Consider the following 25,282-nt stretch of genomic DNA (forward strand, 5'->3'; position numbering starts at 1 on the left):
TTCATTAGTTTCGAGTCGAAAGCATTCGGCTCCCGTTCGGCCTCAGACATTGCCTACCCTGCACCCAGGCCCCCATGACTTGCGGCACGCCTCAGTAGAGGCGCACGCGGACAAGGTCAGCTCTACAGCCCGTGGCGATTCTCCCGCGGTCATGCAAATCCAACTATCTGCGCAGGCTTTGAGCTAACGAATGCAATAGCCTCGCATAGGCTGAGTCGCTGCGACGTCAGATCGAAGGCAGATTGAAGGAGGCTTGCTGGCACATAATCTGAGGTGAGAACATCAAGGAGGTTCTCTCGTGCGAGGACTCGAGCACTCCAAGGACCGCGGAATGAGCAGAAGGCCATTCCACTCCGGGTCGCGGGAAGAAATGGTGTTCGATGTTGTCGGTATGAAGATCGACCAGACCCGGGATCAAATAGTCTCCTTCGAAATCAGCGTGCGCATCGCCTCCGCGGTGTGTAGCCGTGTTTATGTCGACTATCACGCCGTCGTGAATCTGAAGGCCACCTCGCACCACGCGGTCTGGAAGAACAACCTGCGCGTTGACCAAAGCGAACTCACGAGAGCCACACTGTCTCGATCCCAGTTCTTTCCCATATATTGGGCTCAATCCAACCTCCCAAGAGTTATAGGTGCGACAGGGAAGTCAAAGGTCCGCAAACCAGCCAAGGCGGCGATGGTCGGTGCAAAAATTCTCAGATCCGCACGATCTATTTTTCCGGTTGCGTCACCGCCTATGATGATCGCCATTCCATCATCGTGCGCATTGCCCGGCCTGAGACCATGTGTCGAGACGATTGTTGGTTCGCCGACAGGAGCGCTGATATCATTCGGGCTTTCAAAGGCGAAACCGTCGGGTGCAGCGTAAGTCACGATTCCACGGGCAAGGGCCTCTTCTGGAAGGTGTTTTCCGTCAAGCGCTGCAACGCCGAACTGCGACAACCGTTCGTTCACGCGAGCTCTATCGTCTTCATCTTCTGTAGCTACGTGCAGAGATGCACCTTCTGAGTTCCATCGATGATTAGGAAGAAGGAAACCAGGATAGATGGCGGTGTGCACAGGGCCTTGACCATGGTCGCTTGTGATCATGATCACATAATCATCGAGACGTTTTGCCAGTTCCAGCCGATAAAGAAGCAAACCGACCGCCATGTCCGCGGCTTGGTAAGCCCACGTCGTCGCCGCAGACTCGAAGCCATGATAGTGTTGAATAGTGTCTGTTACAGAGAACTCGGTGATAATGATATCCGGAGGGGTATCGCTGCATGCCAAATCCCCGGCGGCTTGCAACATAAGTTGGTCACTCGCCATTCCGATCATTTGGGAGTGCAAAATGCCGTTCGGAGATTCCTGGGGGCCATAACTGATGGCCGGTCCATCGAGAACACCCGCCAATCGACCATCTGGATCGCGTCTAATCGGCGCCATGGTCTTCGAGCTGCGTGAATTTGGAATCTTAATGTTTGACTTGAGAGCGACATGCTCCCACCAAGGATCGATGTGACATGCGGTATGATCTGGCCGCAGAAGGCCGAAACCTAAACCGGCAACGTCGAGACCGGAGGCTTGCCCGATCTCCGCAACTGTCGTCGCCTTGATGTTTAAGCCGGAGACGGGGGTAAATTCGTCATTCAGGAGGATCGAGTTGCCATATACGCCGTTGATCGAGGTGTCTTGTCCGGTCAGAATCGTCGCTCGGCCGGGCCGCGACGTTCCTGGCACGGCCGGTTTGATTCTCTCAATAAAAAGACCACTATCAGCTAATTTGCTCAAATATGGAAGGCGATGCCTATTGCGTGCAAAATATTCTGCGCCAAGAGCGTCGATCAGAATAAGTATAATTTTTGATTTACTCGCCATATGCGTGCATTCTCCTATGCTTCTGCAGCGAACAAAGGGTTTGTTCCCTTGGGCTACGGTTGTCGGCTTGGAATGAATCGATCAAGGATCGAGTATACGGGTGTGCTGGGCTGGTAAGGACGGCTTCAGTCGAACCTGTCTCGCAGATTTCGCCATTTCTAAGCACGATCACCGTATCTGCTATCGCCCGCACTACCGCGAGATCGTGCGAAACAAAGAGAAACGCAGCCCCGGTGGTCCGACTGATGGTCTCAATTAGGGTGAGAATTGCCGCTTGGACCGACGCGTCCAATGCGGATGTAATCTCGTCACATAACATCAAATCGGGGGTTGCCGCGCAGGCTCGGGCGATAGCAACACGTTGCGCCTCCCCTCCCGATAATTGGTTAGGCCTGCGATCGAGATGCTGCCTTCCAAGCCTCACGAGTTCCAACAACTCGAGGGCTCGATCCGACTGCTGCGATTGTGACATATTAAAGTAAAGACGTAGCGGCGCCGCGATTGCTTCGAAGACCGTTTGACGAGGGTTCAGTGCGGCGTGGGGATTTTGCCAAAGCAGTTGGACCTGCCGCCGAAGTTCAAGCGATCGCGACGAATTTCGCCACGGGAGCGCCTCGCCTCGATATTTGATTTCACCGCTCTCGATGAGTCCTTCGCCAACAATAGCCCTGAGAAGAGTAGATTTTCCAGATCCTGATTCTCCTATTACCCCGACGATGGTCCCAGCACGGACTGAAAGAGACACATCCCTCAGCACTGCTGAACCCCGATACGCCCTGTCCATCGCGCGCCTGCGAAACAGACTTTTTGCGGTTAGGTGCCGTACCACGAGCTTGTCGATTTCGAGCAAGGACTTGCCCGGTCGCGATTGAATGACATTATGAAGCCGCATCATTGAAACCTGAGGTGATATCTGCGGCTGTGGATTGTGACACCGGAGAAGGCTCGCTTTAGAATATAATATCGGTGGTTCGTTAACTGAGCACTCGGGTATGGCGACGGGGCATCGCTGAGCAAAGGCACAACCGCAAATAGGGACGCCCATGCTGGGGGGCGTCCCTGCTATCGCGGCGGGGAGCCAACTGTGCGCCAGCTTTGGTATCGATTGAATCAAGCCTTGAGTATACGGATGCTGTGGAGCATTGAGTATTTCGGAGCTACTACCGATTTCCACAATCGAACCCGCATACATGACCGCAACACGTGAGCACAGCCGCGCTACAACTCCCATGTCATGTGTGACACATGCAATCGCAAGCTGTTTTTCGAAAATAAGACGTCTCACTGTCGAAAGGAGTTCATCATGAGTAGTCGCATCGAGCGCCGAAGTCGGTTCATCGAGAATCAAAAGCTTCGCATCTCCGGCTAGCGCCAGCGCTATCGCGCATCTTTGTTGCTCCCCTCCGGACAATTGATAGGGATAGCGCTGCGCGATGTCTTCGACGTTCCGCAGTTGCACAGTGCGTAACAAATTCAACATCCGTTCGCGACGTCGCGGCCTTGGAAGACCCGTGTTGCATTCAAGGACCTCTTCTATCAGACGGCCGATTCTTTTCGACGGCGTAAGTGATTTTCCTGCATTTTGCGGGACGTAACCGACCACGTTGCCATAGATCGATTTGAGCCGGGCGACAGTCTCCTTCAGGACGTTAATGCCTGCGAGCGTCACCTTCCCCGTCTCCACCTTGAGGCCACCTTTGAAATGTCCAAGCATTGTCAACGCGAGAGTACTTTTCCCACTACCTGACTCGCCTACGATACCGATCGTATCGCCCGGAAAGATCTCAAGATTGATATCCTTGATAACCGGACGACCCTTGCTATTGGCCAAGCCAACCGTAAGGTTCTCAATCTTAAGAAGAGGTGCTTCTTGCATCAGTTCACTCCGCTAAATGGCCAGGCAGCGATCGATTCCGATAGATTTGGCCACGGCGTCGGCAAGAAAGTTGAAGCCAAGTATTAGCGATGCCAACGCCACGCAGGGGCATAGTGCAGCCCACGGCGCAACGGACAGGACGTTGCGCGCATCGGAGACCATCAGTCCCCAGTCGGGTGTCGGGGGTGACACACCAAAACCTAAGAAGGACAGTGAGCTAAAGCCGAGAAGCATCGAAGACCATCGAAGAGCCCCGTCTACGACTATAACGTCAAGGACGTTCGGCAATATCTCTCGAAGCAAGATTTGCCTGCTCGTCTCACCACGCACACGTGCGGCTGCCACGAAGTCCGAAGAAACGACTGCATGAGTTGCCGCCCTTGCCACCCGAACCACCGCTGTTCCGTAAAACAAAGCGAGTGCTGGAATTAGAGCGTAAACCCCAGCGGATGAGATACTTGCAAGCAAAAGAAGGAAAAGAAGATAGGGTAGAGCGCCGACGGCTTCGACTAAGCGCATTAGAACGGCGTCAACGATACCTCCCCGCATTGCCGCCGCGATCCCTGCAACAGCACCCCAGCCCACTGCGAGAATCGCGCTCACCCCTGTCATAGCCATGGCGATGCGTCCGCCGACAAGTGTTCGGGAAAAAACATCTCTTCCCATTTGATCGGTTCCGAAGATGTGATCGAAACCCGGAGCTGTAAGAATTTGCGTCGAATCTTGGCGGATCGGATCGTGCGATGCCAGCAGTCCTCCGAAAAAAGCTGCCAGTAGGTGCACCCCAACGAGTGTTACCCCTAAGCTTCCCGAGGGTGTGGAAATTAAAGACCGGACGAACTTGAAGAATCCTCTCGTTGTATGATCAGTTGCTCTTGAGACCATGACAGCAAATGTGGTCATACCCTAATTCTCCGAAGGCTGGGATCTGCAAGTGATGAGGCGAAGTCGGCCAGCATCCCGAGCCCGACATAAGTTGCTGTGAAGATGATCACGGTCGCTTGAACCACAGGCATATCCCTGTCGTGAATTGCTTGAAGTGTTAACGTGCCGAGTCCGGGGTAGTTAAACACTCGCTCGATGACGACTACGCCACCCAAGAGAGACGCCAAACTCATAGCGGTTACATTGAGCGCTGGCGGAAGCGCAGACGGTAAGGCGTGGCGAAATACGAGCCGCGAGAAAGAAAGGCCGCGGAATGTTCCAACCTTTATAAAGTCACTGTCAAGGATATCTATCATAGAGGTACGCATAACTCGCATAATGTGGGCGATCATAACTATAGAAAGAACACCGATCGGCAAGGCGGCATTTGCAAGAATCTGTATAACTGTGTCGTTTCCTGAGATTATCGAAACAGCTGGAAGTATTCTAAGAAAAATCGAAAATATTAGTATTAATATCGTGGCTATTACAAACTCCGGTATAGCCATCGCCATTATAATTAATGCTGAGGAGGCTATGTCAAAAAAAGAGTCGCGTTTCACGGCCGCAGCTATTCCAAACCCAAAAGAGATCGGAATCGCAATTAGGGCCGAAAACCCTACGAGAAGAAAGGTATTCAGGAGCCGTGGCGCTAGGATTTCCGCAACAGGTCGGTTCCTTGCCAAGGATGTTCCTAGATCACCATGAAATAACCCCGATATCAACTTTCCGATCCGATATGGGAAAGTTTGATCAAGGCCAAGTTGACTCCGGCAATTGTTAAGCAACAGAGAATCCTGTGCATCTTGCTCGAGAAAGCTTGTGCATGCATCTCCGGGCAATGCCTCGAGTGCAACGAAGCATACACAGAGTGTCAAAAAGAGGGTCACAATACGCGACAGCGCTGCCCGGATAAGCATGATGCCAAGTCTACCGTTCTACTGTTTGGCGATATTCTGCCAGCGCATAAGAATATCTGGCACCGCATCGACATGTGTTACGTCAAGACTGTAGACACGAGTCTCGTATTTGAAGAAAGGCACGAATGCGCCACCTTCTTCCGAAAGCACCTTCTGAGCCTTCCCGTAAACCGCTTTCCGTTCGTCGAAGCTCCCACTCTTGCGCGCTTCGTCCAGGAGGCTGTCGAAGTCCGGCCTGTTCCAAGCCGACTCATTCCACTTTGCATTTGAGCGAAAAACTTCATTCAGGACCTGATCCGCCGGCCGTTGTCCCCAGTTGCCAACCACAAACGGATAATTTGGTTTGAGCCAGATATTGGTCCAGTATCCATCGGCAGGGACCACGCGAACATTGATGTTAACACCTGCCTGAGCGGCTTGCGCTTGGTACGCCTCTGCAAGAGGGATCATGCTCGGTTCGACTGACGACGTATAGAGATCAAGCGTTAATCCGTCAGCAAAACCTGCTTCGCTGAGCAGCTTCTTTGCCATGGGGAGGTCGGGCTCACATTTAATTTCTGCATCGAAGTAGGGGTCTCCCGGCCAGACTGGCTCGTCGCAGGCCACAATTCCGTTTTCTTCGCCGAGCACCGAACGGAGCAGCGCTTTGCGATCTGCGAGCAACTTGAGAGCCTTTCGCACACGTGGATCATTAAAAGGCGGCGTGTCTGTCCGCATGACGATCGGGTTCCATGCCCCAGCCGGGATTTTCTGAACTACAAAGTTGCTGGTACCGCCAAATAGTCTCTCTTCGGTTCCAGTAACTTCTGACATATCAATCTGACCGGCCAACAATGCTTGATTGCGTGCGTCCGTATCGGGGATTGCGATTACATCTACCTCATCCACGCCCGGCTTTCCGCCCCAGTAATCCAGATTTGCAACCAGAACTGTGGTGCCTTCGGGATCCAAGTTTTGAAGCTTGAATGGGCCTGTCCCGATACCGCTGTCGTATATCGCGTCAGTATTGTCAGCTAGCGACTTTGCAGAGACAACGCGAACGCGGTAGTCCATGAGCACGATCGGAAAATCGGCGTGGGGCTGCTTCAAGTGGACGGCAACTGTAGAAGCATCGATGACCTTTACGTCTTCGATGAAGCTGAGAACGGACCTTACGGGACTCGCTAACTTCGGGCTGAGAACTCGCTGAAGTGAGAAGGCGACATCCCGTGCCGTCATGGCGTCCCCATTATGGAACCGAACATCCTTCCTGATGGTAAAAGTCCACGTTCGAAAGTCGGGAGAGTTGAACCATGAGGTTGCCAGCGCCGGACTGGGCTTTCCATTGTTATCTGGCCACACTAGTGGATCGTACAGCATCTGATTTATAGGGAAAAATCTTACCGGCGAAATAGGGTCTACTGACTCGCGCCCGCCGTATCCTAAGTTATGCGCGACTCGAAGCGTTGCAGAGAACGCCGGCATCGCCGTTGCGATCAATCCGAGCGTGAGCACAGGCACGCTAAACATGCGACTAAACATAAAAATTCCCCCGATACTTATCGTATATAAACCAACGACGAGGCAGCCACTCCGCCACGGATTTGTATGTCGTAAAGACGACAGGATCAAACATCCGGATGATTACGAGAGTGTGACAGGGATGAAGAATTTTTTTGCTTGTATTTTTTGGAGTAGCGGATGTCGAATGAGATGAAGCCGAATGATGGTCAAAAGACCCGCGGAAGACGTCGGGGACTCGTTGTCTGGAAGCAAATAGAGGCTGTTCTTGCGGAGGAGCTGATCGCAGGAAAATATCCGGCAGGATCAAAGCTTCCCACCGAGCCAGAATTGATGGCGCGTTTTAACGTCGGGCGACATACTCTTCGACAGACAATGTCGGAACTTGAAGCCAAGGGACTTGTTCGCATCGAACAGGGACGTGGAACATTCGTTCATGAGCAAGTTATTCACTACCGGATCTCGGAGCGCACGCGGTTCACGCAAAATCTGAAAGATCAGCAGCTCGAAGCAAATTATCGAATCACTGGAAGCGAAACGATTGCTGCGCCTGAGGAGGTGCGTGCAGCGCTATCGCTATCTAATGATGAGCTTGTGACGAGGATCTTTGTCGACTCATATGCCGGGAGAGTTATTATTGCGCTCAGCGAGGTCTATTTCTCAGCGACCCGGTTTCCGGATGTCGCACGTGTTTATGCTGAGCTCAAAAGCACGACCGATACCTATCGATCATTCGGAATAAACGATTATATGCGACGTACCACCCGCATCAGTTCAAGACCGCCGACGGAGGACGAGGCAAGGCGTCTTTTTCAACCGACTTCACGTCCAGTCCTCATCACGCGAAAGGTAGACGTCGACTTGGAATTGCATCCGATTAGCTATTCAGAAACCCGCTGGTCGTCAGATCGGGTTGAGCTTGTGGTTGAGGATTTATAGCTGGGCCTACAGTGGCAATCTACCATCGCTAACGGGTTGCAGGGCGGCGAGAAGCACGAAGGCAAGTATACTTCCCAGGCCGCAGGCGGTAAGAGCCGCCAATGCGATAGTTGCCCCGGATTGTTGCTGTATGACGCTATAAACGAGCGGCGCAACCGATGCGGTCAGCAATCTCACGCCGGTAATCAACGCCACTCGCCTGCCATAACCGTGGCTTCCGAACACAGATAACGGAAGCGTTCCACGGCAAATGCTATTCAGGCCGGAGCTAAATCCAAGCAGGACCATAAAAATCACTGCTCCAAAAACGGTGCCAGAGCTCAATTCAAGGATGGGTCCAGCCACCGAAAGCAGGATACTCGAGAGGAGGGTAAGTTTCACTGGGGGCATCGTACTGGTTAACGACGCAGCAAAGAAACGTATCAGCACCTGCGACGGTCCGAATAGCGCTGAGATCCATGGTGCGGTGGCGCCGAGACCAAGTGATGAAAGGATGGGGATCATCTGGCCAAGATAGGCCGACAAGATGAACGTCGTGAGAGAAAAACCGATCGCGATTAATGCCACATCTATCATCTTGGGAGGGTGTGCCGAGCTGACCTGCCGTTGATGGTCGTCATTTCGGCTGGTTAAGTGCACGGAGCCTGTTCCGACCGCCCATACGATCAATGGAAGAGCCACGAGAATGTCGGCGACCATGTAGATCGCGAACACCCCTCTCCACGAGATCAAGGCGAGCAGCCAATCAGTGAGCGGCCAGAATAATGTTGACGAAAACCCAACGATCAATGTCAGCGTAGTGATTTGCCGCTTTGCCTGTCCCACATCTCGCTGCACCAGAAACACGAATGCAGCTTCGTAGAATAGAAATGCTGACGCGACTTGCATGCCAAATAGAGCGATGGCGAACACTGCGACGTTCCATGCGATTGCTGCCAATCCCAAGCTTGCCGCACCTACAACAGACGCGACTTTCATCGTGGTGCCCGCGCCGTGCGTATCCATCAGCCGACCCGCCATCAAGGACACCAGGGCGCTTGCAAACAAGGCGAAGGAAAAACAAGCAAATATCCATTCACTCGTCACTGCAAATGCTTTAGCAACGTCGCTGACAATCACTGATACACAATAATATAATGTGCCGTAATTTATGATTAGTGCAATGCCTATTGCAGCAACAGTACATTTTTCGTTCCGCAAGATAGACGGTCGCTCGCAACTTCGCTCTGTGCTCATATTCGTGATCGTCTGGCTTAGTGCAACACTTCAGAAGTTCGCCTCGCACGCCACATGTATCTGGCTTGATGGATATCCTCCCCGGTCGCTTCGTAAATGTGGCCACAGGCAACATCCCCAAGAAAAAATCCCTCGAGAATGCCACTGGCAGGAAGGATATCGTGGGTGGCGCGAAAGCTTATCTGCAGGAACAAGCGATCAGCATGACGGACCTGGCCTAGAATTGATGTTCCGGCCTCCAGGAACCGTACAGAAAGGGCGCCATCGTCCTCCAAAACCTCCAATCCCGCCGTTGATCGAATGCCGTTTATCTCAAAATCAATTATCCAAGAACCCGGGATGCCGGCTTGAGGCGACCGGTTTGCATCGCCGGCCACCTTCTCTACATGCCCCAGCAGGTCCCGTCGGATTTTCAGGCGTTCACCCTTCTGCCGCATTTCAGCTCTCCCGTTGAGCATGCCATGCGGTAGAACGGAACCGTAAACTGCTGGGTTGCCGGGCTCGAAAGGTCTCGGCGATCATCTGCAGAATTGAGGTCCAGAGTTCCGGCGAAACCTGGCTCGGAATGTCATACGAGCCGGCCCAGTAGTTAACATACTGCTCCTCAGTCATCGCAATTGCCTCTGTGGTTGCGAGGGAGATGCAATTTTTGAGGCCTGTATATTGGTTGAGAAGTGACTCGTAGGTCGACATCTGCGCCATGATCGGCGGTCGCGCCCGCTTCAGGGCTGGTGCCATGTCGCGAATTCTACTCTCGATTTCGATCTGGAAGGGGTCACTATCCAGGTCCATGAGGAAAAAAGTGATAGTGAAGAAGCCGCGCGGCCGCAGAATTCGCATGCTCTCTTGAAGCGCCTCACGCGTATTTACCCAATGGAAAGAGGAGCTGTAGCAAACCCAATCGACCGAACTGTCGGGAAGACTTGTCTTTTCACCGGCGGCGTTGATCCAGGATACGTTCGGATAGCTTGCGCCAAGCCTCTGCCCCGCGGCGACCATTTCAATGTTAGGTTCAATCGCATAACCTGAAAGACCGATGTCGGCTAATGCGTAAGCAATGGCGCCAGTCCCAGCACCAACATCGGCGAAGGTTGGCTTTTCGCCTTGCTCATTTGTTTGATGGGCCAGCATTTTGAGAAGACGCCTTGAAAAGGGCGGACGCCTTGTGTACGTCTCTGCCACTTCGGAGAAAATTCCGAACGACTGCCGGTCAGCAACTTGCATTGTCTCCTCCTTTGGAGTTGTTCGATGTGCCAACGCGTCGACCGCTCCAATTCGCGTGACCGAACTGTCGCCTGAAGCTTAGGCCGTTGTGTTTGGGTGTTGATGCGCCAAGATGCACGACGCCGGTTAGCAAATCGCTGTGCAAGATTCCTTCGAATTCATAGTCCAACCCCATGGGATCTCCGGGCAGCCGTGAGATCAGCGTTAAGCTCGGTCCCACAATGGTGCCGTGGCATACTCCCGAAACCTCGGTGCCAAAATGGTTTCCGGCAATGGTTTGCCCGTCCTGGAACAGCACGAATTCGTGCGTGGCAGCGCCGTGTAGGAACTCAACCGAGAGTTCCCAATGTCCTGATACGTTCAGCGCCTCCTTCGCTGGCAGAACAGCGAGTTCCGATGGGGCAGCAATTTCCCTGACGATAGAACGGCCGACGATTTTGGCTTCGTTTAACGTTAAATTGGTTGGATCGACAACGATCCGTTGAGGTGCGTGCCAATAATCATGCAAAATAATACGCGGGAGTGCTCGACTTAGTCTCTCGGCTATCACCTGCGAGCAGATCGGAAATGTCGCTCGATCCCACGAAACAGCAATCCGCGGATTACAGAACGCAGAATCTGGTTCGATTCTCTCGACGAAAAGCTCGGGCAAGCGTAGAAATTCGTGTTCCAGCTCCGCAATGCAAGCGCGCCACCGATTCATCGCGCGCGCCGCTTCTCCTCCTGCGACCCATTGTTCCAAGGCAACGTACGCACCAACGATCTCATCCTTTCCGACCTTCATCGATCGACCGAACGACTGGCCGGGTGGACCGTTCAAGTAGGCTGCGCGGCATAAACGCTTAGAGCCCAAGAGAAATCCGGTTGATTGCGGCCCCCTAATATATTTTCCGCCTGAATGGATTAGGAGATCGGCGCCATTTAGGAGCCAAGTGTTTGGAAAGGTGGGCGCCAACCCGGCTGCGTCTACGATCAGAGGAATTCGATAGCCTTTGGCCCGCTTGGCCATCTGCTCGAAGGGCAGCGCGGATGTTGGGATATCATGCCCAACGAGGCAAATTGCAACAATGTCCTCTAAAGGCATGTCATCAAGATCGGAAGCACGTTTGATGGCGGTCACGGTGCAACCGACCGCTCGAATAGCGGCCTCGTACGGCATTCTCTGGTCAGCGGCGACTACCACCATTTTTCCGCGTTGCAGCGGCAATTTTTTCATCTTCTCCGGATCGTTGCCGGCGACACACGCGGCGATCGCCTGAGATAGCGCGGCAACACTTCCTGCTGTCACAAAGCCCCACTCTGCGCCGGTAAGCGAGGCCAATTTCCTTCCTATCGCCTCTGCAAGCTCGTTTAAATCGACAAAAGCCCGGCTCGCCAAGTTCATCGCCGCGATCACAGCCTCAGTTGGATTGCCGCCTCCATACAATGTGCGAACGCCGGTGCAGTTGATTATCGGTTCCGCTCCAAGTTTCCGGAAAATGTCACCGGCCGTCCCCTCTTGAAGCAAATCGTCGCCATCAGCCATCGATGCGGAAAAGCTATTCGTGCGAACGATCTCTGAATGAGCGCGGATCATGGCCTACTCCCCGGCAATAGACGCCACTGACACGGGCTCACTGGCGCTCCGACTTGGCAGAGGCACTCAAAATGCCAACATGCGCTTGGCATTCCGCCCTCGCCGTCGATCTCGTGCCATCGGAAAGCATCACAGCGCACGTCGACAAGTTGCAGGCCATGTCTCTCGATGAGATCTAGAGGGAACTGGTCTGTATGGGCCTTTGTCGCACCGGAGCCAATCAGGTCGTCGAGTGCCGGAACCATCACCCTGCGCAGGAATGCTCCGTAAGAGCGCATCACATTTAGGATCTTACTCAGCAACACCATCGCGTTGCTCCTCGCAAACAGATCTCGCGGCCTCTCGATAGGCAGACTCAAAATTCATGCCAATTTGGTTCACAGCATCAAAAAAGGAAGTTCTTGGGTTTCCTTCAGCAGGTTAGCCAAGAACATCCGAAAACCGACCAAACAAAGCTCTGTCGTCAAATCACCAAAACCGACATAACTGTCCGATTGCATCGAGGGGCGCTAAGCGCGGACGAACCCGCCTGCCGTCTGCACATCTCGTGCTTCGGCGAGCCAGCGGAGCGCCGGCTAAATGCACACGATCCGAGGGGGCGAGAGCTTCCGGTATGCACGCAGCCGCGATGCGACACGGGCTTCGGGTCACCACCAGGAAAAGGAACACTGTTTTCAACTTGCACCGCATCCGCACACGTCGCTGAGGGACCGGGCGGCTTGTCAATCAGGAGTTTCCGCACTGGTTTCACGGCTTACAAACCGCGGTCCTGACCGGCCGGGTTCAATTTTTCTGCGGTCCAACGGATTTTGTCTCTATTCAAGTCGGGGAGGAAGGCGTTCTTCTGTGGAAGCATTCGTCCGAATGTGGCGGTGCCAGTTGCTTTGTCGCCATGTACCGCGCCAACAAAGTTGATAACGATCTGATTCCCGAACTTCTCTGTGTTGAGAAAGAAGTTCAGCACGGCGCCCCTCCGAAAGCCTTGTACTTCCGCAATTAAATCGTCATCAACGTATTCTCCTCGCACAGGACCGTCCCCTTGCGAAAAGACGAGACGCCCCGTGCGAGGAGACGAATTGAAGTAGGTCGCCAAAGTCCAGCAGCTCTCGGACCTTCTTAAGTTGTTTCCGCGAGAAATCGGCTCGACTTGCACCTTCTGTGGGGACTCCAACTCCTCGACCAAACGGCGGAGAACAACGTCCTCTTCGCCGCGCTGCATGCAAAACGCGTCAATTGTAATGGAGTGCTCCGCTACCCATTGTTCTTCAACGACGATAGCTGGCCGTCCGTCCCGGAGTGCGGCGAGGATGGAAGGTCCGCTTCGTGTGATCGCGCTCGGCGCCCATTCTATCCTGAGTCTCGGGATTGGTAGTGCTGGCGTGCCCTCCACAACTTCGGCTCGAACACCTTCTATTGAGCACAGCCCGAGTCGAATCGATTCCAGCATTCCTCTGCATTCCAACTCGCGGTCTGGCTGCCAAAGCATGCAACCATTCTTCGCGTTTAGTTCCACCGCTCGTAACATGCCGACAACTTCCTCGCGGCTAACCTTCATGCTTCTTCCGATCCCAAAGTTGGGTGCGGTGTGTAGCGTCGCGGCCTTCACCAGGTCACGGCGGCCGAGGAGGAGACCTGCACCGCTTGGGCCACCTATTCTCTTGGCGCCGCTATATGCGACGAGGCCGGCGCCACGCTGCGTCCAACGCTCTGGCCCAATCAGAAATTCAGATGCAGCGTCGACTAAGACGGGGACGTCAAATCGGGCTGCCGCCTCCAGCCATGCAGAAAATGTAATCGCGCCATCGGCTTCACGTAGGCCGACAAAAAACATTAAGGCGATCTTGTCGCGGACGGCAAAGAGCTCATCGATATCCCCGATTTCGACCAATATTCCTCCCGCACCTGTGATTGCCATGTCATACGGGCTTAGGTGGCCATTCGGCAGGGCCACGATTGAACGCTCCAGACAGTGAAACGGCATCGACATCGCGATGAAAGGGTCGCGGCCGGCAATGGCCGCGGCCGTTGCGAGCGTTATTGCGGCGGAAGCCCCGCCTGTAACCAAACCCCATTCCACATCTAAGAGTCGCGACATCGCGGAGCCGGCGGCGACGTTTAGTTCGTCCATGTCAACGAATTGGTTTTGGATCGTCTCCATCTCCGCAATTGCCTCAGGCAGCGTCCGTGATCCTCCATATCGAGTACGGACGCCGCCGCAATTGACCAATGGCTCAATCCCCCACTCCTCAATAAGTGCGCGAACCGGGGCGATGCCACTGGCTGATTCGACTTCGTATATCGACATAGACAATGGCTCCGTGATCAATGTCCAACAGAGAGCCGCAGAATATCGTTTGGATCGGGTCACCCAGAGTGCCGCTTCTCCGCCGTCCACGCGCTCGTCTTGAACACAAGAGAAAGTTGGCCTCGCTTTTTGGAAGCATCTTCAATGAAAGCCAGCAAATCGCTCCACTCTTCTGTGCTCATCTGGCTGCGAAGGTCGTGCGATGTATTCCACGATGCGAGATAGTTGGTGATGCTCATCTCGACAATGTGGCGCGCTGTTAGTCTCACGCAGCTTTCAAACAGACCTGAGGAATCGAGGTCTTCCTCCAACTTTTCCATCGCTGCCTCGATCGGAGGCCGAGCTCTTTTAATGTCGGGCGCCCTCCGGCGAATCTCTTCCTCGATCCGGGCTTGAAAATCGTCAGCATCGAAGTCCGACAGGTTGAAGATCACGGAAATTATACCTCCCGGCCTGAGAATACGGTGAAACTCGCGAAGAGCAGCTTCACGCTTCATCCAGTGGTATGAGTTCCCGACGCATACCCAACTAAAGTCGGCCGACCTGAGTGTTGTCGCCTCAGCCGAGGATTGGACCCACTCGATGTCGTTCCGCCCCGATGTGATGGATTTTCCTACTTCTAACATCCTGCCGTCGGGCTCGACTGCGCGGCAGATCCATCCCATATCGGCAAGAAGGATTGTCAGTGCCCCGGTGCCGGCGCCGATATCCGCAACTGTGCTTGGTGTCTGACAGCTCTTCGCAAACGATGAAAGCATGGAGATGAGGCGATGGGCATATGGAGGCCTCGATAAATAGAACTTTGCTACGTCGCCAAAGTTGCCGTATTCAATTGCGCTTTGATTCTTCACTGAGATGCACCTCCAAATCGTTGAGCGCCACTTGCCTGCTAGCGCGGCCGCCATGCACGCGACGCCGATGGCGCACTGAAGATTTGTAGCCAAGCCCAGCGTGCCCCAAAGAGGCTCGCCCAATGTGAAGGCGCTGTATGATGCGCCTATCTGCTTGTCAGCCAGGCGCCCTCGTCGCCGCTGTGGAACAGAACCGAGCATGCGCGACACCTCAGTCAAAGAGAAATTTCCAATTCAGGCCAATCAATGCAGTGGCAAGACCTGTACCGACCTCTGATCAGACAAAGCCAAAGAGCAACGGCTACCTCGACTTCGATTCGCATCGACAATGCCATGTACAGGGCAAGACCGAACAACAGTACGCCGGTGTCGTTATCGCATTTGCGGGTCTGCCAAATGTCGAAGCATCGCTCCGCCTCCTGGTTAGACCCGCTGTCCATGCTGAGCGGGTACCAACGGAGGGGGCGTTCGAAAATTGACTCAGCAACGCGAAGGTCGGCCTCGCAACCTGTTTCGAACCATTTGACATCGTCCCACCGCGTATCTGCATGAGAGCCGTACGCCCACCAGATCGCCGGTCGCGGCGCTCGAGACCGCGGCACCCCGGCCTGGGCCAAAAGTTTATTGACGATATCGTCCGCTTTGCGGTCGGCGTGCCTCCGAAGGCCAGTCTGAGGAGGTCGGGCTGATCGAGATAGAAATGAAGCCGCGTTGGGCGGCACGCGGCACTGACACGCGTTCCGCGACCATCGGGTGATGAATGTCGTGAATTTGCATTGGAATTACTCATCTCCGCCCCGATCCCTGGTCCTACATGCGCGATTTTCTTGGGAACCACTGCCGTGCGGCACCAACGACAAAAATTCGCAGTCCAAGCAGCATGAGACGTGCCAACAGGATAAAGCGTTCCTGCTAAATGGGTTAGCTTTCCGCGCAGGTTTCCAATTTTTCGCGACGATACGATTCTGTCGGCATTGCGACAGTACCCAGCATTTAAGTTGCGACCTGTAACTGTTCGCGGCTTGGCACACGCCTCGGGAAACCGCAGCGGCGCCCTTCGTCTTGGCCCGATAGGGACGGCATGCCCGGAATGAAAGTCGTAGTGACGCGCAGATCAATAAGCGCACGGTTATAGACAATACCCTCTGTCTCGCCTTCGCCGGAGACCGCGGTCTTCATGCGATCGTAAAGGATCTCGCGGGAACGCCTCAAACGCAGCGACGTGCCAACGCACCACGGTCGGCAGGTTCTGATGCATGACGAAGCGCGCGCCCAGGTAAGGCGGCTGTAGCCCAGCACCATCGAAAACAACCAGACAATCCTCGAGGTCGTCGATTCATCGGTGAAGCCGACATGACACCGGGCAAAATCGACCTGGATCGTGTCTCAGGGAGTGGTGTAACTTCCGGCAATGGGCCGTGTTTCCCGCGCGGGCCGGAGGGGATATCAGCGTGCGACTGCAGGCAGGCTGATTTGCGGATCATCGCTCATTGATGCCATTGTCTCAAGTGTCATGTACCTGGCACGCTGCACCGCCCATTCATCGTATTGCTTGAGCAGCAATGCGCCGACGAGACGGACGATGGCATCGTCGTTGGGAAAGATGCCAACGACCTCGGTGCGTCGCTTGATTTCGCCATTGAGACGTTCGATCGGATTTGTCGAATGCAGCTTGGCCCGGTGCTCTTTCGGGAAGGTCATGTAGGCGAGCACATCCTCTTCGGCATCATCCATGATGGCGGCGAGCTTGGGCACTTTCGGCCGTATCTGGTCGGCGACGTTGCGCCACTGGGTGCTCGCAGCCTCCGATGTATCGCGCCTGCCGCTCTTTCCGGCATGCGCCAGCACGTTCCTCATGAGGTGAACCCGGCATCTTCGCCAAGTGGCGCTGAGAACCTTGGTGACGGCGGCCTTGAGGCCCTCATGGGCATCGGAGACGACGAGCTTCACACCGCGCGGACCTCGACGCGTGAGCCTACGCAGGAATTCCGATCCAGATCGGCTCGGCTTCGGAAGTGCCGACTTCCATGCCAGAACCTCGCGCCGGCCATCGGTATTGACGCCGACGGCGATGATGACGGCAACGGAAACGATGCGGCCACCGCGCCGGACCTTCAGATAGGTGGCATCGATCCAGAGATAGGGCCAATCGCCCTCGATGGGTCTTTCGAGGAAGGCCTTCACCTTGACATCGATCTCTTCGCACAGGCGGCTCACCTGGCTCTTGGAGATGCCGCTCATACCCATCGCCTTGACGAGATCGTCGACGGAACGCGTTGAGATGCCTTGGATGTAAGCTTCCTGGATAACCGCCGCCAGAGCCTTCTCCGCCATGCGACGCGGCTCCAGAAAGCTCGGGAAATAGCTACCTTTGCGCAGCTTCGGAATGCGAAGCTCGACCGTTCCAGCCCGTGTCTCCCAGTCCCGGTCACGGTAGCCGTTGCGTTGGGCGAGCCGCATCGGGTTCTTCTCGCCGTAGCCAGCACCGGTCGCGCTGCCGATCTCCAGCTCCATCAGCCGCTCGGCCGCAAAGCCAATCATCTCGCGCAACAAATCCGCGTCGGCGCTCTTCTCAACAAGCGAGCGCACGTTCATCATCTCGTCGGTCATCGGTGGTCTTTCCATCAGGTTGGTCTTGAACAACCCGACCCTGCCGGAAAAAACTGATGGCCACCTAATCCTCAGGACCCACACCACCTGACGGGACACGATCTCGACCCGACCTGCGCCTGCTCGCCCGGCGGTGTCTCGAAGCGAACCTCAAATCCTTGCTCGCTCGGAGGCCGAGTGTCGCGCAAGCAGTCGGCAAGCGCCGTGTAGCCGCCGGTTCCGGTGAAGCCGCCCCTTTGTTCCGAGATGATTGCGCCCCGGAATCCAGGATGATCTCGCCCCAATGGGATGGGGTCTGCTGGCGGTGATCGTTGTCAGTTCATTCGCATAGTGAGTTAAGATTTCCGACGTTGATTTCGATGGAGACTCTCGCCGTTCAGATCGATGCGATGCGTGTTAGAAGCCCATCCGGTTAATTCTTGGAACGGCGACCGTCTCCGCACCGATGGACCGGCCCCGGGGTACTTTTGGTCGGCTTCCGACATTCTTGTCCGGCTTCTGACAGGAAGGTTTGCGGCTACACGACGGGACACAAAGCCCCAAGCATGCAAACCCAGGTCTTGGCGAGGGCGAGGGCGCGGCCACCCTCCCGCGCAAACCAAGGCTGCTCCATGCAAGAGCAGTGCGCCTCCTGCATTCAATAACATGGCATGGCAATTGCACGACGACCGGAATGTCGGTCGAAGGTCCGTACGCATCAGCCGCAATCGAGAGCGATGCGTCCGTTTTTCTAGTAGAGGAGCAATATTGATGACTGTGAAAAAGAAGGTCCCGTTCGTCACTTTTCGGACGCGTGTTCGCGATGAGTCTATCGCGGGGCCAAACCCGTACCGGTGGGAAGACAAGACGTCCGACGACTATTTCAAGGGCAAGCGCGTCATCCTGTTCTCGCTGCCAGGTGCCTTCACGCCAACCTGCTCGACCTATCAACTGCCCGATTTCGAGGACCTTTACACCGAGTTCCAGAAGGAGCGCATTGACGAAATCTACTGTCTCTCCGTCAACGATGCATTCGTGATGAACGCCTGGAGCAGGGCTCAGGGGCTGAAAAAGGTCACGCTCATTCCCGACGGCTCGGGAGAATTCACGCGCAAGATGGGCATGCTGGTCGCCAAGGACAATCTCGGATTCGGAATGCGCTCCTGGCGCTACGCTGCCGTAATCAATGACGGCGTGATCGAGCAGTGGTTCGAGGAGGAAGGTTTCTCCGACAACTGCGAAGCCGATCCCTATGGCGTCTCTTCTCCGCAGAACGTTCTTGAACGGCTAAAGGCCCCCGCCGCCGCATGACCTAAAGGAGCCAACGTCCCGCAGCTACCATTACGCACAGCCCAGTAGTCGCTCGACAGGAGTTTCGCTCTACATGGAGTCCGTTGTAAGCCTTCTTCAACGCCAGCAGCAATCGCTGGTTATGACGCCGCAACTCATCGCGTCGATACGCTTGTTGCAACTGGCGCATGCCGAACTGCATCAGTTCGTCGAGCAGGAAATAGAGAAGAACCCGTTCCTCGAGTTGGCGTCAAACGACTGTGCGACGGCGGGCGATCTGTCGCCGGTCTCGGGGGGAGACCCGAACATCGGCGCGCGCGAAAAAGACGGTGACGTGCCGATGAGGGCCGAGACCACGGAACTGCTCAGGCAATGGAAATCAATCCGCGACACAGCCAATGTTGCCGCGGGGGAAAGGCCCGCCCTCGAAGAGTTTGCCGCCTCGACGGAAACATTGCACGACCATGTCTCTCGTCAGGTGGCGCTTACTGGATTCACCCCAAAGGAGCGGCTGATCGCTAGCCAGCTTACCGATCATCTGGAAGATACTGGGTATATTCATGTAGACCTTTTGGAACTGGCCCGGAGGCTGAATGTCGCAGAGGCCGATGTAGAGCGGGTTCTCGGAACCTTGCAGCTCTTTGATCCACCGGGAATATTCGCACGAACTCTCAGCGAATGCCTCGAGATACAACTGCGCCAGCGAGACCGTTTCGATCCCGCGATGGCAGCATTGGTTGCCAATCTTGAGATGCTGGCGCAACGCGATTTTCAGGCACTGAAGCGCCAATGTGGTGTCGATGAGGACGACATTCTCGACATGTTGCATGAAATCCGTACCCTCGATCCAAAGCCTGGAAACCGATACCAATCCGGAGGTCCGGACTATATCATACCCGACGTCTGGGTCCTGCCCTCACCCGGAGGTGGATGGCAAATCGAGCTTAATCCGGACATGCTGCCCAAAGTGCTGATTAATCAGACCTATTTTGCCGAAGTCTCTCGGCTGACGGCACACAATTCAGAAGATCAGGCATTCCTCAACGAATGCTTCCAAAACGCAAGCTGGCTAGTTCGCAGCCTCGATCAGCGCGCCAAGACGATCCTCAAGGTAGCGACTGAAATCGTTCGCCAGCAGGATGTGTTTCTGGAACATGGCATCGCGCATCTTCGGCCTCTCAATCTTAAGACCGTCGCTGACGCGATTGACATGCACGAGTCTACTGTAAGTCGGGTGACATCCAACAAGTACATGCTCACTCCGCGCGGCGTCTTCGAATTAAAGTATTTTTTCACAGTCGCAATCGCCTCCTCCCAAGGCGGCGAGGCACACTCCGCCGAAGCTGTCCGCCATAGCATCAAGGCAATGATCACCGCAGAAACACTCGATCATGTGCTTTCAGACGAGGAGATCGCGGCCCAACTCAGGAAAACGGGTATCGACATCGCGCGCCGCACCATCACAAAATATCGAGAGGCGATGAACATCCCCACCTCCGTGCAACGCCGCCGGGAAAAGCGGCTGGGCCTTTAATGGCGATCAAGCCCTGGCGGCCTCGTACCGCCCGCGAAAGCGGCTCTAGTCCAAATCGGTCCCGCTCTTGATCGGTGCAAGGCGGCTCTCGCCCTCTTCCGAGCCAAAGCAACCCTTGAACTCGTGGCATTCCCGGCAACTGGGCGCTGCACAAAGCGAAAAACCCTCAGCCTCGCAGAGCTTGGAATAGAGATACTTCTTCCATTTCATGTTTCCGGTGTTGCCGGCCGCCAGGTTCGGGAAGTGCGTGGCAAGCAAGCGGCTGAGCTCGGACCGGTCGAAGAGGCCGAGGTCCTGCCAGAGATGGTCATTGCGCAAGGCACGCCGGGCGATGATCTTGGCAAAACGGGCGCTCGCGGGGTCGCCCGGCCGCGCATGCGTTAGAAGCAGTCCGCGCAGAAGTTCCTCCTCCGTACCAATCTCGGGATCGGTCACCTCTTCCAAGGAGAAGCCGTGGATAAGGCTTGTGGGAAAACTGCGGGTCAGGATATCCAACAACTCGACGCGCGAAAGACCGGTTGCCTCGGTCGCCGTCGCCTCGCCGGCCTCGATCTCCTCGAGCGCACGCGAAAGGACACAGGCAAGCACATGTTCGTCGAAGTCCATCTCGAGGTCCATACGAGGCCATCCGCCGGTGCTGGGCGACTGTGAGTGTCGTTGCCGACTGGGCCGATAGGATATTCGCACTCCGCGGGTGATGCCCGTTCCCGAGAAAACGCGGATCTGACGCAGGTCTGACATGGTGCTTGTCCTTCCATTCCCATCGACCGATGTCATATCGGTCGGCAGCTCCAGCCGCCTTGTCACACGGGACCTTCAAAACTCGTGCCAGCTGCGTAGCAAAGCTCTCGGAACTGATTCCGAGATGTATTCAACAACTTAAATGAGCATGCAGCAGAAAATGGATCGAATACGATGTCTCGGAATCGACAAAAGCCGACAGCGCCCGTGTCCTCTTGCACCGAATACGATCGTCTAGAAGAGGCCTGTCGGCATCCTAACACGGACCGGGAGTCCCGAGCGCGCTTTCGATCACGGGAGCTGGGCGCTGCTTGGTATGATCCTTGCAACTGACACTCGAGGCAGACGCAAGCGCTGTGGCTTCAGTCGAGCTGATTGCCGCGACAATCAACATCCAGAAGGCTGGAATAGCCCATATGAGGAGCACAGCGGATGACGTGCATTGTCGGTTTAATCGACAACGGGTCAGTTCACATTGGCGGCGACAGCGCTGGCGTGGCCGGCCATTCCCTTACCATCCGGGCCGATCGGAAGGTCTTCCGCAAGCAGGACTTCATCTTCGGTTTTACGACCTCGTTCAGGATGGGCCAGTTGTTGGCGCATTCCTTCGAGCTGCCAAAAAGGCATGCCGATACTGATGTCTACGCTTTTATGGTAACCGACTTTGTGAACGGGCTCCGCCAATGTCTGCGAGATGGTGGCTACGCACAGCGGCAGTACGAAGCCGAGCGTGGTGGCATCTTCCTTGTCGGCTATGCCGGACGGCTCTTCAAAATCGGTTGCGACTATCAGGTTGGCGAGGCCGTAGATGGCTTTGACGCCTGTGGATGCGGACAAGAAATAGCACTGGGCGCGCTTTTTGCCCGCTCCCACTCTCCGCCTCGCGAAAGATTAGCAATAGCTCTCAATGCGGCTGAGCGTTTTTCTACCGGTGTACGCGGCCCGTTTCACTTCGAGACGCTGGACTCGGCCGAGTGAAGAGATCGATGCGCAAGGCCGAACCTTACGGCACACAAGGTCTACGTTAATTGTCAAACACCGGCCGCACCTGGCGGCCCCTTCGCGCACCTGACAGCGCCGCGGAAGGCCCTGGCGAGTCGAAGACCAGCATCTGTAGGCAAACCACACGACGGTACGGGTTTCAAAGCGAATTGGCCGGCCTCCGCACCCCATATTGTCCCATGTTCGACGATGTCGGACACGGGACACTAGAGTGTTAAAGCATGATGTTGTTTATACATGCTTTTCTCCTTGGCACGGTGGTTGCTCGGTTACCCCGCTAAACCCCTTCGGAATGAGGAGAAACCATCGCATGATCACGCTCACCGAGAATGCCGTCGCCGGCATGAAAGCTGCGCTTTCCCGAGCCCCCGAGCCGGTGGAAGGTTTTCGCATCATGGTCCAGGCAGGCGGCTGCGCGGGCTTCAAATACGTCATGGGAATGGAAAGCTTGGCGCGTGAGGGCGACGTGGTCATCGAGACAGATGGGGTTACGGTGTTCGTGGACGCAGGTTCGCAACCCCAAATTGCCGGTATGACCGTCGACTTCGTCACCGGGGTCGATTCCTCCGGGTTTGTCTTCGACAATCCAAACGCGCGAGAGAAGTGCTCCTGCGGCAAGTCCTTTGGCTGATCACCTGACATAGTGAGCGAACCTATGTGGGACTATTGGGAAATGGTCGGGGAATACTTTTTAAACGCGATGAATGCCGGCGTTCTCAAGGCCGCTGCGACCGGCGCCATCTCCTGCAGCAAAACGCTTGAACTGATGACCACAGTCGATCCTGTTGCCGAAGCGGTCACAGCCGCGAAATCCCAGTCTTTGCGTTGCAGCTCTGCGATCCCCTCTTCGTCAGTGATTGCCGAACTCATCATTGGAACGACTGCCGACGAAGCGCACCGCCTCATCCATCGGGTGAAAGCGGGGTTCATCGACGGCCAGCCGCCGAACAGAACGCACCGTTCGGATGTGAATTTTACCAGGAGCGCCGATTTCCGCGGCAGGGGACGCTCCTGGGATCACGAGCCAGGCGCCCTCGTCTGCAAAGGCTTTGGTGTCGATAAAGGCGTGATCAGAAAGGCATCCGTATCAACTGCCTCACTGCCAGCGAGCGGGCCATTTGCGACACGAAGCCTGTTGGCGGCTGGGGCGCGGGCTCCAAAGCGGTGGAGCAAATGCTTGTCGGCGGCCATGCAGCAATGTTCACGGAAGGCGCCACGACGTGAGAGGAGGCCTGTACGCAAAACAAAGGCCGCCGTCGATACGGCAAATTCGGCTTGTCGGAAAGCTGTCAAGGGCATGCGTTCACCTGAGGGCTGCGGGGGCTGCAGCCTTGTCAACGTCGGCCATGATCAAGCTCCCTCACCCCGCCGCGCGCCTCGATCCCGTGTCTGCAGGCCTCGGTCATCATCAACTGCACGCGCAAGCAGGGCGGCAGAGCACATGAATGTTCACGTCATTCCTCGCCCCCCGAGAATGCAGCCATGAGATCTATCTATCTCGATAACAACGCAACGACACGGGTCGATCCGGAAGTGGTTGAAGCCATGCTGCCATTCTTCACGGATCAATTCGGAAATCCCTCTTCGACGCACGCTTTCGGCTCCTCCGTCGGCGTGGCGGTGAGAAGGGCGCGCCAGCAGTTGCAAGCGCTGATCGGCGCAGAGTTCGATTATGAGATCGCATTCACCTCGGGCGGGACGGAAAGCGACACTACGGCGATCCTTTCGGCGCTAGAGGTGATGCCTGAGCGCACAGAGATCGTGACTTCCGCCGTCGAGCATCCGGCCGTGCTGACACTCTGCGCGCACCTTGAGATAACCCGCGGCGTCAAGGTGCACCGCATTCCGGTGGATCACTATGGCCGACTCGACCTCGATGCCTACAGGGCCGCCCTCACCGCGCATGTAGCAATCGTTTCGCTCATGTGGGCGAATAACGAGACCGGTACAATCTTTCCCGTGGTTCAGCTTGCCGCGCAAGCCAAGCTGGTCGGTGCCCTTTTTCATACAGACGCGGTCCAGGCGGTCGGGAAGATTCCAATAGACCTTAAATCGACTGCAATCGACATGCTTTCGCTCTCCAGCCATAAGCTGCACGGTCCAAAAGGGATCGGCGCGCTCTACGTAAAACGCGGCGTACGCTTCCGCTCGCTGATCAAGGGGGGGCATCAGGAGCGCGGCAGGCGCGCGGGTACAGAGAATACACCCGGCATAGTCGGACTCGGCAAAGCGGCCGAACTTGCCTCAAAATTCATGGATGACGAGAACACACGGGTAAAAGCGCTCCGAGACCGCCTGGAGAAAGGCGTTCTCCAGCGTGTTCCAGACGCCTTCGTCACCGGCGATCCGCTGGACCGGTTGCCGAACACCGCGAACATCGCCTTCGAACACGCCGAAGGCGGTGGCATGCTGCGTCTACTCAATCGCCATGGCATCGCCTGCTCCTCCGGCTCGGCCTGCAGCTCCGGCTCGCTGGAATCGAGCCATGTCCTGCGCGCGATGAATATTCCTCAAACGGCGGCACAAGGGACAGTGCGGTTCTCCTTCTCACGCGACAACGGCGAGGAGGATGTCGACCGGGTGCTCGAAGTCATGCCCGGAATCGTGGAGGAGATGCGTGACACTCCCCGTCGTAAGGCACGTGCAGAAGACCACAATCCGGATAAGGCAAGATAGAAGATGCGGCCGCCGCTCATGAAGCCTTCACTCTTTCGACCCTGCGACGGCGAGCACGCGCCTGGTGTCGCCTTCGCTACGGCAGAACAGTTGGGGCTTGCCGTATCTCTCGCTTCAGCCGGCGTCCCGGCTGCCGACCCGATCGCTCGCCAGCCAACCGCATCACCTCCCTCGAAGCGCGCACTTTACGGCTGAAGCTCAGATGCGGGAACACACTTGAGACCACCGGTTGGGAG

The 25,282-nt window shown here is 55.7% G+C and carries 20 protein-coding genes and 1 pseudogene; 7 read left to right on the forward strand and 14 right to left on the reverse strand.

What is annotated here, in order from left to right; genetic code table 11:
* Nucleotides 1–609: 609 nt before the first annotated feature.
* The 5 genes from QA637_RS30230 to QA637_RS30250 form a co-directional block, all read right to left on the reverse strand.
* Entirely contained in the window at nt 610–1,863 is a 1,254-nt protein-coding gene (locus tag QA637_RS30230) for an alkaline phosphatase family protein (protein WP_283067554.1), read from the reverse strand.
* Nucleotides 1,853–3,739 carry an ABC transporter ATP-binding protein gene (locus QA637_RS30235; RefSeq protein WP_283067555.1) on the reverse strand — a complete coding sequence of 629 codons (1,887 nt, stop codon included), beginning with the start codon at nt 3,737–3,739 and terminating at the stop codon, nt 1,853–1,855. The genes QA637_RS30230 and QA637_RS30235 overlap by 11 nt, the downstream gene beginning before the upstream one ends.
* Before the next feature lie 12 nt (nt 3,740–3,751).
* A complete protein-coding gene (locus QA637_RS30240) occupies nt 3,752–4,642 on the reverse strand; it encodes an ABC transporter permease (protein WP_283067556.1) in 891 nt (296 codons plus the stop codon).
* Nucleotides 4,639–5,349, reverse strand: coding sequence for an ABC transporter permease (locus tag QA637_RS30245; protein WP_283067558.1), 711 nt, complete (start codon nt 5,347–5,349; stop codon nt 4,639–4,641). Before QA637_RS30245 ends, QA637_RS30240 begins: the two co-directional genes overlap by 4 nt.
* A 252-nt stretch (nt 5,350–5,601) precedes the next feature.
* Nucleotides 5,602–7,104, reverse strand: a complete 1,503-nt coding sequence (locus tag QA637_RS30250; protein ID WP_283067560.1) for an ABC transporter substrate-binding protein — start codon at nt 7,102–7,104, stop codon at nt 5,602–5,604.
* Nucleotides 7,105–7,263: 159 nt separating this feature from the next.
* On the opposite strand from QA637_RS30250, the gene phnF reads away from it, so the two are divergent.
* On the forward strand, nt 7,264–8,022 hold the full coding sequence (phnF, locus tag QA637_RS30255) for a phosphonate metabolism transcriptional regulator PhnF (protein ID WP_283067561.1): 759 nt from the start codon (nt 7,264–7,266) through the stop codon (nt 8,020–8,022).
* Nucleotides 8,023–8,028: 6 nt separating this feature from the next.
* Here phnF and QA637_RS30260 read toward each other — a convergent pair whose 3' ends face one another.
* The 8 genes and pseudogenes from QA637_RS30260 to QA637_RS30295 form a co-directional block, all read right to left on the reverse strand.
* Nucleotides 8,029–9,141, reverse strand: coding sequence for an MFS transporter (locus QA637_RS30260; protein ID WP_283067562.1), 1,113 nt, complete (start codon nt 9,139–9,141; stop codon nt 8,029–8,031).
* Nucleotides 9,142–9,275: 134 nt separating this feature from the next.
* On the reverse strand, nt 9,276–9,695 hold the full coding sequence (locus QA637_RS30265; protein WP_283067564.1) for a hypothetical protein: 420 nt from the start codon (nt 9,693–9,695) through the stop codon (nt 9,276–9,278).
* 1 nt (nt 9,696) lies between these two features.
* Nucleotides 9,697–10,482 (reverse strand): class I SAM-dependent methyltransferase, encoded by a 786-nt coding sequence (locus tag QA637_RS30270; protein WP_283067566.1) that lies wholly within the window; start codon nt 10,480–10,482, stop codon nt 9,697–9,699.
* The gene (locus tag QA637_RS30275) at nt 10,469–12,058 is read right to left on the reverse strand and encodes a hypothetical protein (RefSeq protein WP_283067568.1); all 1,590 of its coding nucleotides are present in this window, start codon (nt 12,056–12,058) and stop codon (nt 10,469–10,471) included. Before QA637_RS30275 ends, QA637_RS30270 begins: the two co-directional genes overlap by 14 nt.
* Before the next feature lie 754 nt (nt 12,059–12,812).
* Nucleotides 12,813–14,363 carry an aminotransferase class V-fold PLP-dependent enzyme gene (locus QA637_RS30280; RefSeq protein ID WP_283067569.1) on the reverse strand — a complete coding sequence of 517 codons (1,551 nt, stop codon included), beginning with the start codon at nt 14,361–14,363 and terminating at the stop codon, nt 12,813–12,815.
* Nucleotides 14,364–14,422: 59 nt separating this feature from the next.
* The gene (locus QA637_RS30285) at nt 14,423–15,415 is read right to left on the reverse strand and encodes a class I SAM-dependent methyltransferase (protein WP_283067571.1); all 993 of its coding nucleotides are present in this window, start codon (nt 15,413–15,415) and stop codon (nt 14,423–14,425) included.
* An 851-nt stretch (nt 15,416–16,266) separates the two neighbouring features.
* Nucleotides 16,267–16,591, reverse strand: a pseudogene (locus QA637_RS30290) (IS21 family transposase); the annotation flags it as partial.
* A gap of 69 nt (nt 16,592–16,660) precedes the next feature.
* Nucleotides 16,661–17,839 carry an IS256 family transposase gene (locus QA637_RS30295; protein ID WP_428843191.1) on the reverse strand — a complete coding sequence of 393 codons (1,179 nt, stop codon included), beginning with the start codon at nt 17,837–17,839 and terminating at the stop codon, nt 16,661–16,663.
* A 735-nt stretch (nt 17,840–18,574) separates the two neighbouring features.
* On the opposite strand from QA637_RS30295, the gene QA637_RS30305 reads away from it, so the two are divergent.
* Together QA637_RS30305 and rpoN are read left to right on the forward strand one after the other, a co-directional pair.
* Nucleotides 18,575–19,114 carry a peroxiredoxin gene (locus QA637_RS30305; RefSeq protein WP_283067574.1) on the forward strand — a complete coding sequence of 180 codons (540 nt, stop codon included), beginning with the start codon at nt 18,575–18,577 and terminating at the stop codon, nt 19,112–19,114.
* Between the two features lie 73 nt (nt 19,115–19,187).
* Nucleotides 19,188–20,627: an RNA polymerase factor sigma-54 gene (rpoN, locus tag QA637_RS30310; protein ID WP_283067576.1), complete on the forward strand. Its 1,440-nt coding sequence runs from the start codon at nt 19,188–19,190 to the stop codon at nt 20,625–20,627.
* A 45-nt stretch (nt 20,628–20,672) separates the two neighbouring features.
* Here the strand turns inward: rpoN and QA637_RS30315 are convergent, their stop codons facing one another.
* Nucleotides 20,673–21,368, reverse strand: coding sequence for a nitrogen fixation protein NifQ (locus QA637_RS30315; protein ID WP_283067578.1), 696 nt, complete (start codon nt 21,366–21,368; stop codon nt 20,673–20,675).
* A gap of 432 nt (nt 21,369–21,800) precedes the next feature.
* Between QA637_RS30315 and QA637_RS30320 the strand changes: the two genes are divergently transcribed.
* The 4 genes from QA637_RS30320 (at nt 21,801) to nifS (ending at nt 25,046) form a co-directional block, all read left to right on the forward strand.
* The gene (locus QA637_RS30320; protein WP_283067579.1) at nt 21,801–22,346 is read left to right on the forward strand and encodes a hypothetical protein; all 546 of its coding nucleotides are present in this window, start codon (nt 21,801–21,803) and stop codon (nt 22,344–22,346) included.
* Between the two features lie 334 nt (nt 22,347–22,680).
* A complete protein-coding gene (locus QA637_RS30325) occupies nt 22,681–23,001 on the forward strand; it encodes an iron-sulfur cluster assembly accessory protein (RefSeq protein WP_283067580.1) in 321 nt (106 codons plus the stop codon).
* Nucleotides 23,002–23,070: 69 nt separating this feature from the next.
* Nucleotides 23,071–23,856 (forward strand): iron-sulfur cluster assembly scaffold protein, encoded by a 786-nt coding sequence (locus tag QA637_RS31130; RefSeq protein WP_428843197.1) that lies wholly within the window; start codon nt 23,071–23,073, stop codon nt 23,854–23,856.
* Nucleotides 23,853–25,046 (forward strand): cysteine desulfurase NifS, encoded by a 1,194-nt coding sequence (nifS, locus tag QA637_RS30335; protein ID WP_283067584.1) that lies wholly within the window; start codon nt 23,853–23,855, stop codon nt 25,044–25,046. Before QA637_RS31130 ends, nifS begins: the two co-directional genes overlap by 4 nt.
* Nucleotides 25,047–25,282: the final 236 nt, after the last annotated feature.

The sequence above is a fragment of the Sinorhizobium terangae genome, from assembly GCF_029714365.1.
Lineage (GTDB): Bacteria > Pseudomonadota > Alphaproteobacteria > Rhizobiales > Rhizobiaceae > Sinorhizobium > Sinorhizobium terangae.